Origin of the sequence: Duncaniella sp. C9 (assembly GCF_004803935.1) — a bacterium.
GTDB classification, from domain to species: domain Bacteria; phylum Bacteroidota; class Bacteroidia; order Bacteroidales; family Muribaculaceae; genus Duncaniella; species Duncaniella muris.
In genome coordinates, this window is record NZ_CP039547.1 from 1,368,990 (window position 1) to 1,386,897 (window position 17,908).

14 protein-coding genes and 5 pseudogenes are annotated in these 17,908 nt (G+C 43.8%); 15 read left to right on the forward strand and 4 right to left on the reverse strand.

What is annotated here, in order from left to right:
• Positions 1 to 48: 48 nt before the first annotated feature.
• From E7745_RS15025 to E7745_RS05545, 4 genes are all read right to left on the reverse strand, one after another.
• Positions 49 to 240 (reverse strand): hypothetical protein, encoded by a 192-nt coding sequence (locus E7745_RS15025; protein WP_255575940.1) that lies wholly within the window; start codon positions 238 to 240, stop codon positions 49 to 51.
• 254 nt (positions 241 to 494) lie between these two features.
• Positions 495 to 1,550 carry a CFI-box-CTERM domain-containing protein gene (locus tag E7745_RS05535; RefSeq protein ID WP_124075998.1) on the reverse strand — a complete coding sequence of 352 codons (1,056 nt, stop codon included), beginning with the start codon at positions 1,548 to 1,550 and terminating at the stop codon, positions 495 to 497.
• Positions 1,551 to 1,561: 11 nt separating this feature from the next.
• On the reverse strand, positions 1,562 to 1,906 hold the full coding sequence (locus E7745_RS05540) for a hypothetical protein (RefSeq protein ID WP_124075999.1): 345 nt from the start codon (positions 1,904 to 1,906) through the stop codon (positions 1,562 to 1,564).
• Between the two features lies 1 nt (position 1,907).
• Positions 1,908 to 3,014: an SPFH domain-containing protein gene (locus E7745_RS05545; protein ID WP_124076000.1), complete on the reverse strand. Its 1,107-nt coding sequence runs from the start codon at positions 3,012 to 3,014 to the stop codon at positions 1,908 to 1,910.
• Positions 3,015 to 3,409: 395 nt separating this feature from the next.
• Between E7745_RS05545 and E7745_RS05555 the strand changes: the two genes are divergently transcribed.
• From E7745_RS05555 to E7745_RS05625, 15 genes and pseudogenes are all read left to right on the forward strand, one after another.
• Positions 3,410 to 4,693 (forward strand): site-specific integrase, encoded by a 1,284-nt coding sequence (locus tag E7745_RS05555; RefSeq protein ID WP_124076001.1) that lies wholly within the window; start codon positions 3,410 to 3,412, stop codon positions 4,691 to 4,693.
• A gap of 65 nt (positions 4,694 to 4,758) precedes the next feature.
• Positions 4,759 to 6,048, forward strand: coding sequence for a YhcG family protein (locus E7745_RS05560; protein WP_124076002.1), 1,290 nt, complete (start codon positions 4,759 to 4,761; stop codon positions 6,046 to 6,048).
• An 11-nt stretch (positions 6,049 to 6,059) separates the two neighbouring features.
• Positions 6,060 to 7,085, forward strand: coding sequence for a hypothetical protein (locus E7745_RS05565; RefSeq protein WP_124076003.1), 1,026 nt, complete (start codon positions 6,060 to 6,062; stop codon positions 7,083 to 7,085).
• 223 nt (positions 7,086 to 7,308) lie between these two features.
• A complete protein-coding gene (locus E7745_RS05570) occupies positions 7,309 to 7,617 on the forward strand; it encodes a DUF3853 family protein (protein WP_124076004.1) in 309 nt (102 codons plus the stop codon).
• Between the two features lie 14 nt (positions 7,618 to 7,631).
• Positions 7,632 to 8,708 carry an AAA family ATPase gene (locus E7745_RS05575; RefSeq protein ID WP_123615854.1) on the forward strand — a complete coding sequence of 359 codons (1,077 nt, stop codon included), beginning with the start codon at positions 7,632 to 7,634 and terminating at the stop codon, positions 8,706 to 8,708.
• Positions 8,709 to 8,920: 212 nt separating this feature from the next.
• A pseudogene (locus E7745_RS05580) lies at positions 8,921 to 9,433 on the forward strand (DNA primase); the annotation flags it as partial.
• 102 nt (positions 9,434 to 9,535) lie between these two features.
• A complete protein-coding gene (locus tag E7745_RS05585; protein WP_123400575.1) occupies positions 9,536 to 10,744 on the forward strand; it encodes a tyrosine-type recombinase/integrase in 1,209 nt (402 codons plus the stop codon).
• A 154-nt stretch (positions 10,745 to 10,898) separates the two neighbouring features.
• Positions 10,899 to 11,711 carry a tyrosine-type recombinase/integrase gene (locus E7745_RS05590; RefSeq protein ID WP_202413023.1) on the forward strand — a complete coding sequence of 271 codons (813 nt, stop codon included), beginning with the start codon at positions 10,899 to 10,901 and terminating at the stop codon, positions 11,709 to 11,711.
• A complete protein-coding gene (locus E7745_RS05595; RefSeq protein WP_068960001.1) occupies positions 11,695 to 12,741 on the forward strand; it encodes a tyrosine-type recombinase/integrase in 1,047 nt (348 codons plus the stop codon). The genes E7745_RS05590 and E7745_RS05595 overlap by 17 nt, the downstream gene beginning before the upstream one ends.
• A 111-nt stretch (positions 12,742 to 12,852) precedes the next feature.
• Positions 12,853 to 13,320: pseudogene (locus E7745_RS05600) on the forward strand (toprim domain-containing protein); the annotation flags it as partial.
• A gap of 210 nt (positions 13,321 to 13,530) precedes the next feature.
• A pseudogene (locus E7745_RS05605) lies at positions 13,531 to 14,052 on the forward strand (mobilization protein); the annotation flags it as partial.
• A gap of 113 nt (positions 14,053 to 14,165) precedes the next feature.
• Positions 14,166 to 15,389: an IS4 family transposase gene (locus E7745_RS05610; protein ID WP_068960910.1), complete on the forward strand. Its 1,224-nt coding sequence runs from the start codon at positions 14,166 to 14,168 to the stop codon at positions 15,387 to 15,389.
• 87 nt (positions 15,390 to 15,476) lie between these two features.
• Positions 15,477 to 15,842, forward strand: a pseudogene (locus tag E7745_RS05615) (mobilization protein); the annotation flags it as partial.
• Positions 15,843 to 16,039: 197 nt separating this feature from the next.
• Entirely contained in the window at positions 16,040 to 17,023 is a 984-nt protein-coding gene (locus tag E7745_RS05620; RefSeq protein WP_136408456.1) for an IS30 family transposase, read from the forward strand.
• A 5-nt stretch (positions 17,024 to 17,028) separates the two neighbouring features.
• Positions 17,029 to 17,568 (forward strand): annotated as a pseudogene (locus E7745_RS05625) (mobilization protein); the annotation flags it as partial.
• Between the last annotated feature and the right edge of the window lie 340 nt (positions 17,569 to 17,908).

The following is a 17,908-nucleotide window of genomic DNA, read 5'->3' on the forward strand; positions in this document are numbered from 1 at the left end:
TTATCAATTAGATAAATTCTGAGGATAGATTCTGTTTCCCCGACTTTTCTAAATCACCCTAATCATTTTAACTATGTTGTATAAATCATCATAACTTGTGACTGCATCGTATTTGACGGTCGAACTTGACAAGGATGCGAAGTGACGACTGGCGCAAGCGATTTTTGATTTCTCTTTCTCGCGCAGATTAACCTCACGCATTGAGCCTTTGGTTTCTGCAATGAAATAAACGTATTTCATATCTCCTTCACGGAAAACGATAGTCTATCAAGATTATAATGCTACGTCAGGGTAGCGTATACCCCAACCTCAAAAGGGCTCAAATGAATGGAAACAGTTTGGCCCAAACGACATCTCGCCTCTTGCGTCCAAACACAACAAGCCCTCCCGGCGGTGTCCGAGAGGGCGATTTAGTTATGCCATTGAATCCGAACGGCAGAGCCCCGAGGCTCCGTTCACGAAAGCGCGGCGGGTTGCCTAAACTCCATTAATAATTAGAATCGGTCGTTGTAGGGAGTAGATTCGACTCCGTTATTTTGGAGATGAGCAACTAGTTTGTCAAGTGGAGCTTGCCACATACGCTTGAACCATTCAGTCCTACCAAACCATTTTACAAGAGTTGGACTGATTGCGTAGTAGGTTCGGATGAACGCACGACCATACCCGGTTTCAGCAAGAGTATAATCGCGGAATCTGCGGAGAGTCCAAACCTCGGGACAGTCATAGGAACCATATACAGCAGTGGCAACATAACATCCACCGGCAGAAGATGTATCGACTTCTCTTGCCTGATAGTCAGGCTTTATTTTTTGAATTTTGCCGATGTACTCCATTATGAGATTTTTATTTGACTCTCTATCGGCTAAGTATTTAACATATTCGCGGTGGAACTCAGTACCCTGCTCCCAAGCGGCAACTGCAAGTTCATTAATTTGTGGGTCATTAGGCCAACAAGTTGTAATGCAATCGCCAAAGGCATACATCATAGTAGCAGTTTCAGCTACGTTATTGATATATTCTTGAGTATATTGATCACGTATTTGGGCATCTATGTCATTGTAATGACTGGTTGCAGCACTATTGAGCATAGCCGCAATACCCAGATAACGACCATAAAGTTCATTAAGGACTGGGATTCTTTCTTCTTCTGAAACGTGTTTATCAACAAGTTCAAAAATAGAAGGGATACTGTTTACCAATGAATTGCCAGCACTCCAGATCTCGGCAATCTTACACTTCATTGCACGATAGTAAACTACATAAAAATTGGCTTCCCAACTCGTCGGGTCTTTTACCAAAATCATATCGTAGTATTTTTCCGCATTTTCAGCGTTCTCCATATCTTTTGCTCGACGAGCAATTTCATAGAGATTTTTCAGTTCCGAAGATGTGTCAATCTTCACAGTACCTTCAACTGCAACGGTGCCCTCGACCATCATTTTCTTGGCTTCCTCGACAGAGTATTTGGTACCACAAGATTGACAGACGAAAACATCATCCTGTTTAAGGAGATTTGTGCTTCCGCACATTTCACAGGTTAATGGTTTCATATATGTTATTGTTATATTGGTTTTTCAGAACGTTTAACTACCGCATATATCAAAAATCTTTCAAATGCCATAAGGCAAAGAATGGCGATGATACCCCAATTATCTTTAAGTTGAGCAGGAGCAAAAAGTCCTATAACAAATTCAATAAGGGTAATTGAGGGGATTACAAATGCCAACGAAGTTGAAAATGCAGATGCAAGCGATTTCTTATTAACTAATTGGGAGAACAAGGCAGCAACGCAGATTATAACCGAGTTTAGCACCATGTTAAATATGGGATAGCAAGACAAAATAAGTCCGGCTATTATGTTTATCGCCAAGAATATGACGAAGAATATTGGAGATGAACGTTTCATATTAAGGCAGAGGTGGAGGTGTTTGTGAATTAACTAAGGATGCTAATGCCGGGATTTGAGCAATCGGCAACCAAGACGGCATTCCTACAGTCCAAGCCAGTGTTGATGCATTAGCAACGCCTTTAGCGATATATGCAGCAATATTTTCAACTGTAAGATTGGAAACTTGTTGTCCGTTGATTGCAAGGTAATACAACGGAGTGGACTGAGGAATTGGTGGAACTTGCGAAGGGTTGGTATTCATATATTGACCGGCAATATTACCAACGGCATTACCAACACCCACACCTGCTCCCAGACCAACACCTAATCCCATCATTTGACCGCCCGCACCCTGGTTGTTGGCAGCTGCTTCAAGGACATTGAAGCTACGTTCCATTTGGTAGACATCGCGCCCGGTAATATTGAGTCGTGCTGCAAGATCTTTGGCATTTTTTAGCTTAATAACACTTTCATCGTTTTGTGGAAACGTGATCGACATTATCGCAAAATCGATGATAGAGACTCCATACTTTCCAAGCAGTTGATTAAGTTGCTCATTTATGGAATCAGACATTGACAGCAGCAAAGTATTTATGTCAAGAATTGAGACTCCATTAATTACTATTTGCTGTGCAAGCAACGTGTTTAAGGCGGATATAATTCTGCCTTTATAAAACTGTTCAATCTGATCTGAACTGAATGAGCCCGTGCTTCCTATCAAAGTTTCAATGAACACTCTGGGATTGGTTACACGAATACCATATTGACCATGAGCGCGAACAGGCGCTATTATGTGATAGCGTGGATCTTCAATTTGAATTGGGTGCGGAGTTCCCCATGGGAGATTGAGCTTGGCAGTTTGATTTACAAACCAGACCTCGGCTTGAAAAGGAGAATCCGAACCGAAAGGAAGATTGATGATTTTATTTAGGATGGGAATATTCTCAGTGTCTAGTTTATAGGTGCCGGCGGTAAACTCATCACAGACCGCACCTCCTTTAACAAAGAAAGCGGTCTGAGCTGGGTGAACCACAAGTTGCGTTCCCATGCGTAAGTCGTCAGATTCGAACTTGTAGCAAAGTTCCCCGTCTGCGGTTTGGTGTTTTACAATGTCTATTATCGCCATATTTGCAAGTATGACATGACCAGAGTCCACTTGATCATTACTAAAACAGAAGCGTGGACTTCTATGCCACGTCTTAAGTGAAGGTCGTAGGAAACCATTAGTGCAGATGTAACAATAGCAGCCCACGCTATACGCGTGAGAACCACTATGCTATCCTTGCACTTATTGAAAAGTTCCTACGTTTTCACCTACAAGATAAGCATAACGCTTCTTATTATCCAAAATGTCTCGGCAGGCTCCAGAACCTACGCTTTCAGAAAATATCATAAAATTGCAAATCACTGATAATCATATATTATCTACAATGAAGAGTAAATCTAAATCTTTCTAAATGCCTTTTGCTATTTCAATTTTTGGGTGTATATTTGGGTGTAGAATTTCAAACGCACCCAATTATGAATATCAAACGTAACATCATTTTTGCATTGGAGAGCCGGAAGAAGAACGGTGTGCCAATCGTAGAGAACGTGCCTATCCGTATGCGTGTCATATACGCAAGCCAACGCATCGAGTTTACAACAGGCTACCGGATTGACGTAGCCAAATGGGATGCCGACAAACAACGGGTAAAGAACGGATGCACCAACAAGCTGAAACAAAGCGCATCCGAAATCAATGCAGACTTGCTGAAATACTATGCCGAAATGCAAAACGTGTTCAAGGAGTTTGAGGTGCAGGAAACCATACCTACCACCCAGCAGCTAAAGGATGCATTCAATCTGCGGATGAAAGACAGCAGTGAAGAACAACAGGAAGAAGTACAGATTAGTTTTGGGGAAGTGTTTGATGAGTTTGTAAAAGAGTGTGGCAACCAGAATAATTGGACGACATCCACCTATGAGAAATTTGCAGCGGTAAGAAATCACCTCAAAGAATTCAAGGAAGATGTAACCTTTGAATACTTCAACGAGTTCGGGCTGAACGAGTATGTTAATTTCTTGCGTGATAAAAAGGACATGAGAAACAGCACTATTGGCAAACAGATGGGGTTTCTCAAATGGTTCCTGCGTTGGAGCTTCAAAAAAGGGCATCATCAGAACATTGCATACGACGCATTCAAGCCCAAATTGAAAACAATCCCTAAAAAGGTAATATTCCTGACATGGGATGAACTGAACAAGCTGAAAGATTATCAAATACCGCATGACAAGCAGTATTTGGAACGTGTCAGGGATGTCTTTCTGTTCTGTTGCTTCACGAGCTTACGATATTCGGATGTCCGTAACTTGAAAAGAAGTGATATTAAGCCCGACCACATTGAAGTCACCACAGTCAAGACTGCGGACAGCCTGATAATCGAACTGAACGACCACAGCAAAGCCATTCTTGAAAAATACAAGGATGTTCATTTCGAGAACCACATGGCATTGCCCGTCATCAGTAATCAGAAGATGAACGATTATCTGAAAGAACTGGGTGAACTGGCGGAAATCAACGAGCCTGTACGGGAAACCTACTACAAGGGAAATGAGCGCATAGATGAAGTCACACCCAAATACGCATTGTTAAGTACCCATGCCGGAAGAAAGACTTTCATCTGTAATGCGTTGGCACTCGGAATTCCGGCGCCGGTGGTTATGAAATGGACTGGACACAGTGATTACAAAGCCATGAAGCCCTACATTGATATAGCGGATGACATCAGAGCAAACGCCATGAACAAGTTTAATCAACTATAAAAGTATCAATTAGTTTCATAGATTACCACCATTGAAGTATATTTGTATTCTGAAAATATCATAAGATGAGCAACAACGGACATAACATAGAAAAGACGAATTTTGATGCATTTATAAATGCTGTCGGTTCGGAAATACAACAGGCGCAAGTACGGCTGATTACCGCTGCCAATGCGCAAATGTTGTTCCATTACTGGAAAATGGGCAACTATATTCTCTATCATCAGCAACTGCACGGATGGGGAAGCAAAACCATCAAACAGTTGGCAAAGGCTATCCGGCTGAATTTCCCTGAAAAGAAAGGCTATTCAGAACGCAACCTTACCTATATGTGTCAGTTTGCAAGAACATATCCATTGAGAGCATTGCAGAATTTCATTGATACGGATGCAAGACTGTCTGTTCCAAACATACAGAATGTAACAAATGAAGTATTAAAACTGAACGACAAGCAATTTGCGCAGGAACTTACTGCGCAAATACAATCCGTTGATTATCAGTCTTTAGAATTTACGCAGGAAACTCCTGCGCAAATTCAGGACGTAGAGAAAACCGTTTCTGCCATTTACAGAATGGGAATTAGGGAGATAGAAAAAATTTTCTTGAACTCCCCTGTCGCCAGAATAAACTGGGCAAGCCAAATGGTTATACTTGATGGCTCGTTACCGTTAGGCATAGGATATTGGTACATGAAACAGTCCGTGGAAATGGGCTGGAGCAGTAATGTTCTTAAAATACAAATTGAGACCAACTTATATAGCAGACAAATCAGCAACAACAAGGTAAACAATTTCACAGCCACGCTTCCTGCACCGCAAAGCGACCTTGCCAATTACCTGTTGAAAGACCCGTACATCTTTGATTTGGCTGGAACGAAGGAAAAGGCGGACGAAAGGGACATAGAAGAACAATTGGTTAAGCACGTCACCCGTTACTTGCTGGAAATGGGCAATGGCTTTGCCTTTGTTGCCCGACAAAAACACTTTCAAATTGGTAACAGCGATTTCTATGCAGACTTGATTCTGTATTCCATCCCCCTGCACGCATACATCGTAGTGGAATTGAAAGCGACCCCATTCAAACCGGAGTATGCGGGGCAACTGAACTTCTACATCAATGTGGTGGATGACAAACTGAGGGGAGAGAATGACAACAAGACTATCGGGTTGTTGCTGTGCAAGGGGAAAGACGAAGTTGTAGCGCAATACGCATTGACAGGCTACGACCAGCCGATAGGCATCAGCGATTACCAACTGAGCAAGGCTATACCTGAAAACTTAAAATCGGCTCTGCCAAGTATAGAAGAAGTGGAGGAAGAACTGACTTCCCTTCTTGATAAAGATAAGAATCCATAAACCAAGCGTATATGGCAGGAGAAATACAGATTATGATTCCCCAATACGGCGAACTCAACCGGATATACAGCGACTTTATAGTCAGCCATACTTTCTCTTTTGACAAGCAGAAATTCATCACGGATTTCTATAAGCAATACAATGACACAAAAGCTTTTGAAGCCGCCATCCTTGAACTGGTGCTTGACAAACAGAAAGAAAAATATACTCTGATTCTCAACAGCCTGAGAACCGAGATAGAGAAAAACATACTCATTTATGAAAAACATCCATTGTTTGATGATGAGATAATTTCTCGTGTGTGCTACAACTTTGCCGACAGATATGACGCTGATATAAAGGCACAATTGGAGGTTACACAAAAATTAAGCAAGCCTTTGAATGAAGCATACAACAGGTATGATTCCATTGGCTACAGGGTACATACGGCAGCAGAAGAAAAGCAAGCCGAAAAGGAGTATGAACGCTGCAAGGCTGAATATGAGAAGGAAAAAGAAGAACTGGACAGGCTTTATGAATTGGAAAGGCAGGCAAGAAAGGAATCTCTCCAATATATTGAGAACTGTTGCGGAGATATTTATAAACTGAGTTTCCATTTTATGGAAATATTGGCAAAATATATTCCCGTAGAAAAAGACAAGCCGGATGAACCGAGCAAGCAAGAGAAACAGCAGGATGCGCCAAAGGAGCAATCCGAATATTTCGATGCAGAATTACTTTCGCTTATTCATAAAGTCTGTGTGGGGGAACAGTTTGAAGATATTGCAACGCAGGACTTCTATGCCAACATGAACCTATCCTCCTGTAAAAAGGAATTAAAAATCAAGGCACGAGAAAAAATACGGGTGTGTTACCTGATATTCCTGATGAGTGAAAGACTGCCCAAACAAGACAGGGATAAATGGAAAAACGAAATGCTGAAACAACTGGATATTGACGAGAACTACTACAAGTCAAAGTACAAGGAACCGGTGTCGGATTTTCCAAGTGACAGTAACCAGAAGTTCGCCAAAGAAATGGACGCAATATTCCGATAATCCGTGATACACCCTGATATTTTACGAAATTACCACTTTTACCACTCAAATTAATTTTTGAGTGGTATTTTTATTATCTGATATTCAGAGAAATAATAAAACATTCCATTTATACCAACCACATCCTTTCCACTCACTCCCCTATCTAATTTTGCATCGTTCGAGAACAGAGATAACAGCCAGTGCGCAGGGCTGATTGTTTAACGGCTAAATAGATTGAACGATGACAAATCTTCAAGAGTTATTATTAAAACCCGTCTGGCAGATGACAGGCGAAGAGTTCATATTCCTGAGCAAGCACGCTTCCGGTCAAACGGAAACGCAACCACGACCCGTTACGGACACAGAAAGAAAATATGTGTACGGAATACTGGGCATAGCCAAACTGTTCGGGTGCAGCCTGCCCACCGCCCACCGCATAAAGAAAAGCGGAAAGATAGACAAAGCCATTACGCAAATAGGGCGCAAGATTATCGTGGATGCGGAACTTGCCCTTGAACTGGCAGGAAAGAAAACCGGAGGACGGAAATAACGGGAGGAATGGCTATGGACTACATGAAAGAGTTTAAGGACATATCGGCAGAAGAAGCCGTAATCCTTTGGCAAGCCTCACGTTTGAGCCTGTCGAAAAGTTATGAGAAAGCACCCGAAATCCTCAAAGTGCATGGTTCTGTCATTGGGACATTGGGCAATTTCAGCGCATCCATCGGCAAAGCCAAAAGTAAAAAGACATTCAATGTTTCGGCTATTGTAGCCGCCGCATTGAAGAATGGCACAGTGTTGCGGTATGTAGCGGAACTCTCCGACGGGAAGCGGAAAGTGCTTTATGTTGATACGGAGCAAAGTCCTTATCATTGCCTGAAAGTCATGAAACGCATTTTACGGATGGCTGACTTGCCTGATGACAGGGATAATGAGAACCTTGAGTTTCTCGCCTTGAGAAAATACACACCTGAACAGCGTATCAGGATTGTCGAACAGGCTATCTATAATACGCCCGACATTGGTCTTGTAATCATAGACGGCATCCGTGACATGGTATATGACATCAACAGCCCCGGCGAATCCACACGCATCATATCCAAACTGATGCAGTGGACGGACGACAGGCAGATACATATCCATACGATACTGCACCAGAACAAAGGGGATGAGAATGCGAGAGGGCATATCGGCACGGAGTTGAACAATAAGGCGGAAACCGTATTGCTGGTGGAAAAAGACAAAAGCAACGGAGATATAAGCAATGTTTCAGCCATGCACATCCGGGCAATGGATTTCGAGCCTTTTGCCTTTCGCATCAACGACAGTGCCTTGCCCGAACTCATAGAGGGTTACAAAACAGAAAGCAGGAAACCGGGAAGACCCGAGGAAGAAAAGTTCGACCCTTACAGGCATATTACCGAGCAGCAGCACCGTATCGCATTGGAAGCCGTTTTCGGGCTGAAAGAGGAATACGGTTACAAGGAACTGGAAGATGCCTTAATCAAAAGCTATACGTCAATAGGTGTAAAGCTGAACCATCAAAAGGCGGTGCCGCTCATCACCATGCTTCGCAACAAACGGATGATAGTGCAGGAGAACGGCAGAAAATACACATTCATGCCCGACTTCCACTATTAGCCCGTTACCTGCAATCGCTTCACTTTATTCTGTGGGTCTATATATTAAGGATAAAGCGAAGTGATGCAAGGAATGGATAAACCGCTTCACTTTATTACCGTACTCTATATATACGACAATTTAGTGAAGTGGTTATACAGACCGTACTTCTTAAAATGGTACGGGCGAAAAGAAAAATAAATCAATTCATTAACTACTCAAACAATTATCTTATGGATATACAGACAGCCAAGCAAATCAGGATAGCGGATTATCTGCACAGTTTGGGATATTCTCCCGTCAAACAACAGGGTATCAACCTATGGTATAAATCACCGCTAAGGGAAGAAACGGAAGCCTCGTTCAAGGTAAATACCGAGCGCAACCAATGGTATGATTTTGCACTCGGCAAAGGCGGCGGCATCATCGAACTGGCTTCACACTTATATGCTACCGACCATATACCTTATATATTGGAACGCATAGCAGAACAGACACCACATATCCGTCCTGATTCTTTCTCTTTTGGCAAGCAGTCATCTTCCGAGCCACGTTTTCAGCAACTGGAGATTGTACCGCTTTCTTCTCCTGCCCTGCTCTCATATTTGCAGGAAAGGGGAATAAATACGGGACTGGCGAAAAGAGAATGCAGAGAAGCTCATTTCACCCATAACAGCAAGCGGTATTTCGCCATCGCCTTTCCTAATGTATCGGGCGGCTATGAGATTCGTTATCCAAACAAGTATAAAATCCAAACTATCATATATAATCAACTGGAATCCAGTGAATATTCTATCATGTTGTTTTGATTTTTATTATATTAATTTCAGTAATCAATATTCATTCATATGAAAGAACAGGATTTAAAATCCAAAGCATCAATTCTGCTTGGACACTTTCATGACAATGGGTACTCAAAGTACACCATTGACCTTTTCCGGCTGGCGATTAATTATGCGTTACGTCTTCGGAGTGTTCATCCCGGCATCTCTTATGAAGACATCTATCGATCCAAAGTAGATGCGGATCCAAATCACCGTCCACTTCACCATTGGCGTAGGCTCTTCGCTACCATCGAACATTTCGATAGAACCGGTATTCTACCGGGCCATGGCAATACACCTCGCGGCGGGGAAAAGAAGTATGACACACTCTCGAAAGAGTTTCAACGCGCAATAGACATCTATCGCCGTGAAGAGCCAAAGTCAGGAAAGAAGGCCACGACAATCAAGCGTGAGGCAAGCCTCGCCACGAACTTCTTCTGTGAGTTGCAGACACAAGGTGTTTTCACATTTAGCGAGGCTTGTGAGAATCACATTCAGACAGCTTTTTCAGGACACTGCTGTGGTTACAGGAAAGTTATCAGAGTGGTGGTCAGGTGCTGTGCTCCATTCTTTGAGGATGGCGTTTGCGAACACTTCATCTCATTGCTTCCCATGACAAGAAGCAAGCGTCGTAACATCGAGTATCTCAAAGCAGAAGAAATTGCCAGTGTAAAGAAAGTTCTGACAGCTCGGGACTCTGATCTGTGCTTGCGGGATAAGGCTATCGGTCTTATTGCCTTATTCACAGGGTTGAGAGGCTGCGACATTCTAGGCCTGAGACTAACTGATATAGACTGGGAGAATGATGTGATACTTGTCAATCAAGAGAAAACCGGTGTCCCACTGAAACTACCTTTACGTCCCATTGTCGGCAATGCAATATACGATTATATCTGCCATGAACGTCCAACCTGCAGCACCGAGGAAATCTTTGTTAGTCAGTATCCTCTGCACTTGCGCTTAGACAACACCTATAATATTGCCGCAAGAATCATGAAAGTCGCAGGCATAAGGCAGAACAAGGGAAGTCGCAAAGGTTTCCACATATTCCGGCATCATGTCGCCACATCTCTCCTGAACGAGGGTGTTCCTCTGCCCGTGGTATCGTCCGTATTGGGCCATTCATCACCTTCCTCGTTGAACCCATATCTGAGCGCGGATTTTCTCCATCTGAAAGAATGCGCTCTCAGCATAGAGCAGTTCCCAGTAAGAAAGGAGGTATTCCATGACTGAATTTGTTTCGGGGATAGCTCCGTTGATAAAGCGGTTTATCGCTTTCAGAGTCGCTTCTGAACACTGGAATGTCACCTCTTATGAAGTCTGCATGCGTCTGTTCGATCGATATTGCCACCACCGATATCCGGGCGAAAGCATTCTGACTCAACAAATGGTTGATGGATGGTGCGCCAAACGGGATACTGAAAGTGGAAAATCGTGCCAGACAAGGGCCTATCCGATAATAGCTTTCGTAAAATATCTCAAATCAAGAGGGTTGACCAACGTAAATCCACCGAAGCTTCCCAAAAAGATGCGTTCGACATACGTCCCTCATGCTTTTTCAGAAGATGAACTACGAAGATTTTTCAATGGATGCGACACTCTGTCCGGCCCTTTGACCAAACAAAACAGAATCCGCAATATATCTATACCGGTATTCTTCAGACTACTATACAGTTCTGGAGTGCGAACTACGGAGGCTCGTCTGCTCAGATGTGAGGATGTCGACCTTGAAACTGGAGTACTCAATATCAGGCTATCTAAGGGATATGACCAGCACTTTGTCGTCCTACACGATAGTATGCTTCAGCTTATGCGGGAATACGACAAGGCGATAGCTGACATATTCCCTGAACGGACTTATTTCTTTCCCGCAAGAAATAACTCTTTTCATGATAATTCATGGGTATCTGACAATTTTCGGAAAATCTGGAAAAATGTAAGTCCATGTCATGCTGTTCCCTACGCGCTGAGACATCATTATGCCACAACCAATATAAACAACTGGATTAACCGCGGCATGGATTTTAACTCAAAGTTGTTATATCTGTCCAAGAGCATGGGGCACAGTGTGATAGAGAGCACTGCCTATTACTACTCCCTCGTGCCCGGACTCTCCGATATTATAGAAGAGAGGACACAAGAATCCTTCGATAACATTGTCCCTGATTTAACCGATGTCAACCATGAAGAAACCGAATAAAGAGGCCGTTGCATTCTCGCGCCATATCAATGACTGGTTGACTGTCTATGTGCCAACCGTCCAATCAAGCAGCGCCCATACAGTGAAGAACCATCATGACGCACTGTCTCTGTTCCTACATTTTATAACTCAGGTAAAAGGTCTTGATGCCAGGACTTTCTCTTTCAAGCTTCTTGAACGTCAGGTCATAGAAGAATGGATACTTTGGCTGAAGAATGACAGAAAAAACTCTTCCGAAACGTGCAACAACCGCCTTGCATCCATCAGGGCATTTATCAAATACCTATCCGAGAAAGATGTCAGCCTGACATATCTGGCCTGCGAGTCTGCTCAAATACCAAGACAGAGGTCAGTCCGTAAGAAAGTCGAGGGATTGAGTAAGAATGCGGTGAAAGCATTGTTGAATGCACCTGATACGAATACTTCAACTGGACGCCGTGATCTCGTGTTTCTCATATTGATGTATGGCACTGCCGCACGAATAGACGAGGTGCTGTCTATGAAGATACAACATCTTCATCTTCATGCCTCCAAGCCATACGCTACGATAATAGGAAAGGGGAATAAGGTCAGAACCCTCTATCTGCTTCCAAAAGTTGTGGCGCATCTTGAAAAATATATAGTGGAGTTCCATCCAACGCAACTAGATCCGGATTCCTATGTATTTTATTCACGGATAAAAGGGACTAGCACCAAGATGACTCAACCTGCTATTGCAAAACGACTTCATAAATATGCGGCAGTAGCTAATGGAGAATGCCCGGAAGTCCCATTGAACCTGCACGCCCATCAAATAAGACATGCGAAAGCCTCTCATTGGCTTGAAGATGGCATGAATATCGTACAGATATCTTTTCTCCTTGGACATGCTGATGTCAAAACTACTATGGTTTATCTTGATATTACAACCGAGCAGGAAGAAAAGGCTCTTGCCACAATTGAGAACGAAAAAGACAGAGAAATACCTAAAAAATGGAAGAAGGCTCCTCAATCTTTTGCTGAACTCTGCGGTCTCCGTGTCATAAAATGAGAAAATAAAATCCAAACCTATATATAGAACTGACTACACAATATAGGTTTTACGGAAGAGGTTTGGATTTTATTCTTGTTTGGATAACGCAACTTATCCAAACGTTTGGATAAACTTCGCAACCGCTATTTCAAGGGCTGTATTGCCCCTAAGGAAATTTCCCACATCAAACAGCCAGAGAAAACAAGGGAAACGTGTTATGTGTTCGAGGGATTCATGGACTACCTCTCCTTTCTGACATTGAGACAGGAGAGCTGCCCGAATTATCCGGAGTTGGACGGACAGGACTACATTGTATTGAACTCCGTATCGAATGTGAGCAAGACCCTCTATCCTTTGGGTAGCTACGAGCGCATCCATTGTTTCTTTGACAATGACTGTGCAGGGATGGAAGCACTCCGGCAAATTCGTATGGAATACGGCAGGGATTTATACATCCGTGACGCTTCGCAGACCTACAGCGAATGCAAGGACTTGAACGAATACCTACAGAAACAGGCTGAAAGAAAAGGGCAAATCCAATCCGTAAAAGAGACGCACACCCAGCCACCGAAAAAGAAGAACGGCTTTCGGTTATAGCCCACTATAACTACACGCTCCGCTTTCGTAGTTGTGGGCTCTCCCGAGGGGATTAGGACTTTGCCCTAATGACCCACTCAGGGCGTTTCACCCCTGAGAACCCCGAGCAAAGAGTGACCCTCTCTTTGCAATCTCCGCTTATGGGTTACCCCTAAGAACCCCGTTACGGAAGCGGACAAAGTAATCTAATGTAAACAAAAAAAAGAAGCTATGGCAACAAAATCAAGCATACACATAAAGCCTTGCAACATCGCATCGAGTGAGGCGCATAACCGAAGGACTGCCGAGTATATACGAAACATCGGGATGTCCAAAATCTATGTTGTGTCCGAACTTTCTGCCGACAACGAACAATGGATAAACCCGAACTTCGGCACTCCCGAACTGCAAACGCACTACGACAATATCAAACGGATGGTCAAGGAAAAGACAGGACGTGCCATGCAGGAAAAAGAGCGGGAACGCAAAGGAAAAAATGGTAAAATAATCAAGGTGGCAGGATGTTCCCCCATTCGTGAGGGTGTACTGCTCATCAGACCGGAAACCACACTGGCTGATGTGCGTGAATTTGGCGAAGAGTGCCAAAGACGCTGGGGCATCACGCCACTCCAAATATTCCTGCATAAGGATGAGGGGCATTGGCTGGGTGGAAAACCTGACACAGAAGACAAGGAGAGTTTCCAAGTGGGTGGAAAATGGTTCAAGCCGAATTATCATGCCCATATTGTTTTTTATTACTGTCCGCTAAACTTTTTTTGAGCGATTGAAAAATTAGGGCTGACACCTATTGCAGGAGTCAGCCCTAAATGGTTATTTTGGTGTCGCCAAACAATCCATGAATAACCATGAGTAAAAGTAGTAATTTCTTCGGACAGCCGATATATGGACAGCTGATAAAATCACTCAATCGTGAAAAAATTGTTGAATTCAGCCGAAAACACGGCGGAGAGAAGTATGTAAAGAGCTTTGACGGCTATACGCATCTGCTTACGATGCTCTATGCCGTGATCCAGCGCTTCGACTCATTGCGTGAGATAGAGACATCTATGACAGCGGAGGTTCGCAAACTGCACCATGTCGGAATTGATACTGTACCAAAGCGCAGCACCCTGTCGGATGCAAATGCCCGACGGTCAGAGAAGTTCTTTGAGGATGTCTATCGCGACCTGTATGCAGCCAACAAAGACATTCTTTCATCGGACAGCAGACGCAACGGCACGGAAGAGTGGATAAAGCAGCTTAGGATTATCGATTCCACTACAATCACATTGTTCTCCAACGCTATTTTCAAGGGCGTTGGTCGACACCCCAAGACGGGAAAGAAGAAAGGCGGCATAAAGGTACACTCTGTCATACACGCCAACGAGGGGGTTCCCTGCGATGTGCAGTTCACTTCGGCGGCCACCAATGACTCTTTCATGCTTGCTCCGAGCCATTACAGCCACAACGAGATAGTCGCTCTTGACCGCGCCTATATCAATTATGCCAAATTTGAGGAACTGACGGACCGTGGCGTTGTATATGTCACCAAAATGAAGAAAAACCTCAGTTATGAGGTACTTGTAGACTGTATGCATCAGAATCCGCAGGGACTGATGGAATACCGTGAACAGGTCGTGGTGTTCCGTAAAGACGGTATAAACCACATCGCCAGAATAATTACATACGTTGACATCAAGAAGAACGGGAAGCCAAAACTCATATCGCTTCTGACCAACGACTTCGACATGCCGCCAGAGACAATCGTGGCGATATACCGCCGCCGATGGCAGATAGAGTCTCTTTTCAAGCAGATCAAACAGAACTTCCCCTTGAGATACTTCTATGGCGAGAGCGCCAACGCCATCAAAATCCAGATATGGGTTACACTCATCGCAAATCTGCTGCTGTCAGTACTTCAAAGCAAACTCGAAAGACGTTGGAGCTTCTCAGGGCTTGCTACAATCGTCAGAATTGTGCTGATGTATTACCTGAATCTCGAAAAGTTCCTCAATCAGCCCGATGCAGACCTGAAAATCATGCTCGCCGAAGCATCGGAATCGCCTCCCGAAGTTCCTGAAAACTGCTGAGGGGGCTTGTCAAATACAAAAAGTAAGCCCAACTTCTGCCGTTCAGGAAGTTGGACTCGCCTTTTTATGGTTTAGCGGACAGTAATAATTGTTTTTGACTGGATGAACCACGATACAGGAAAGAGCCGCAAACTCAATGACGAGGATATGGCAGCAATGCAGACTTTGGCATCAGACATTCTAATGATGGAACGTGGGCAATCAAAAAATGTTACTGGCAAAGAACATCTGGAACGCAATGACTTCATCATTGAAAAACAGAAAGCCGAACTGCAACGCATAGATGCTGCAAAGCGGCATAAAGAACAACAGGTGGAACTTGCCGAACAGGAACTCAAACAGGTAAAATCGGAGATACGCACGGACAAGCTCAAAAGCGTGGCTACCGATGCTGCCACTGTCATAGCAAGCGGAGTGGGTTCTCTTTTCGGCAGCGGGAAAATGAAGAAACTGGTGAAGATTCCAAATCGAAGTGCAAAACTTTGAGCTAGGAATTATTCATTCTCCTCACTCCTTCTGGCGAGGGGATGCCCAAGCGGCGGGGGCGGCCTAAACCGCCCCCAAGAGCGGACAGCAGCAGAACATACTGGCAATACAAAATAAAAAAGGAGACCGAAGTCTCCCTGAGATTAACTAATTTTGTATTGCTAATGTACAGACAATTAACCTCGCAGCAAAGGTCGCAAATTTTCGCCTTACTGCAAAGAAAAACTCCAAGAAAAGAAATCGCCCTCATTGTAGGGTGCAGTCAATCAACACTTTGTCGTGAACTGAAGCGCAATTCCACAACCAAAGGCCACTATCTGTGGGAAAAGGCTCATGCCAAAGCCCTTGAACGCAGAAAGCGCACCACATCCAACAAGAAGCTCGACAGCGTGTTGGTGTGGCGTATAAAACAGATGATTATTGACCACCAATGGTCACCAGAACAAATTCGTGGCGTGTTGGCCAAGGAAGGCGTTTCCGTATCCATACAGACCATTTACAACATTATAAACGCTGATGAAAGCGGAGAACTGCGCCGTCACCGCAGACATCCCGACTTCCGACGACGACCAAAAGGCGAACGCAAACCCACTAAAGCCACCAACATACCAAACCGCACAAGCATACACGACAGACCGGCCGAGGCCGACGGCAAACGCTTTGGCGATTTTGAGATGGATCTTATTGTTGATGCCTACGGGCACGCGATTCTAGTGCTGCTTGAACGCATGACTGGCTTTGTGATGATGGAGAAACTACCTTACGGAAAAAGAGCCAAGCCATTGTCAAAGACTGTCGTGAGAATGCTGTACGCATACCGTAAATATCTTAAAACCATCACTACTGACAACGGCAGCGAGTTCGCGGCACACCTCGACATAACCGCCGGATTACGCATCAAAGGTCTTGATGATGTGACTGTTTACTTTGCCGACAGCTACTGCTCATGGCAGAAAGGAGCGGTCGAAAACATCAACAAACTCATCCGTCAATACATCCCCAAAAAGTCAAATTTCAATGATTTCACTGACCTATACATCAAAAACGTGGCAAAGAAACTGAACTTAAGGCCTCGGAAAAAACTTGGTTTTTCAAACCCGAAAACCGAGTTCTTCAAACAAATCGCTAATTTTGCACTTGCCAGTTGAACCTGCAAATGAAGAAACTGGAGCAATCCAATGACGAATTGCGTCAGGAAATTGCCAAACGGGACAAGGGCATTGATGACTTGAAAGCCCAAATGCAACGTATGCAGGAACAGCACGGCAAGCAGATACGCAATCTTCAAGGAATACACAATCAGGAACTTGAAGCCAAAGACAAGGAAATATCACGGCTGAATACCTTGCTTGAAAAGGCTTTCAAGTGGTTTCCGATGCTCAGGGAGATGTTGAGAATGGAAAAATTGTGTGCTGCCATCGGCTTCACCAAAGAAATGATAGAGAGCCTCCTGACCAAGAAAGAGGCTATCAGGTGCAATGGCAGGATTTATTCCGAAGAACACAGACGGAAGTTTGACATCAAGAATGATATTTTCAAGGTGGAAAAGAATCCAACCGATGATAGCAAACTGATACTGACCATAAACAAGCAGTCGATAGACGAATGGTTCAAAGAACAGTGGAATAAATTACGGCAAAGTTTACGACAGTCAGCGGAAGAGCCAAGAAAAAATAGAGGATTCAAGCTATAATTCCGCTCTATATAATCCAAAACATCAATAAAATAACTAATTTTGCATTCGGATAGGGGCAACTCTTTCCAAGAAATAAGAAAATAAGAAGCGTTATGCTCTCTTGTAAGTCGAGAACGTAGGAAATTCACCAGTGTACTGGGATTGCATAGTGGTTCTCACGCATACAGCATGGGCTGCTACCTCTACATCTGTACACAAGGTTTCCTACGACTTTCGACTTCGAGTGTTGCATCAGTAGTTTGTGCTTCTGCATTTATAAATCGCTCCATCGTGCTATGGAGCATTGTATTATTTTGTAGATGAAGAATATCGAAGCAGATAAAGAACTCATAGCGGC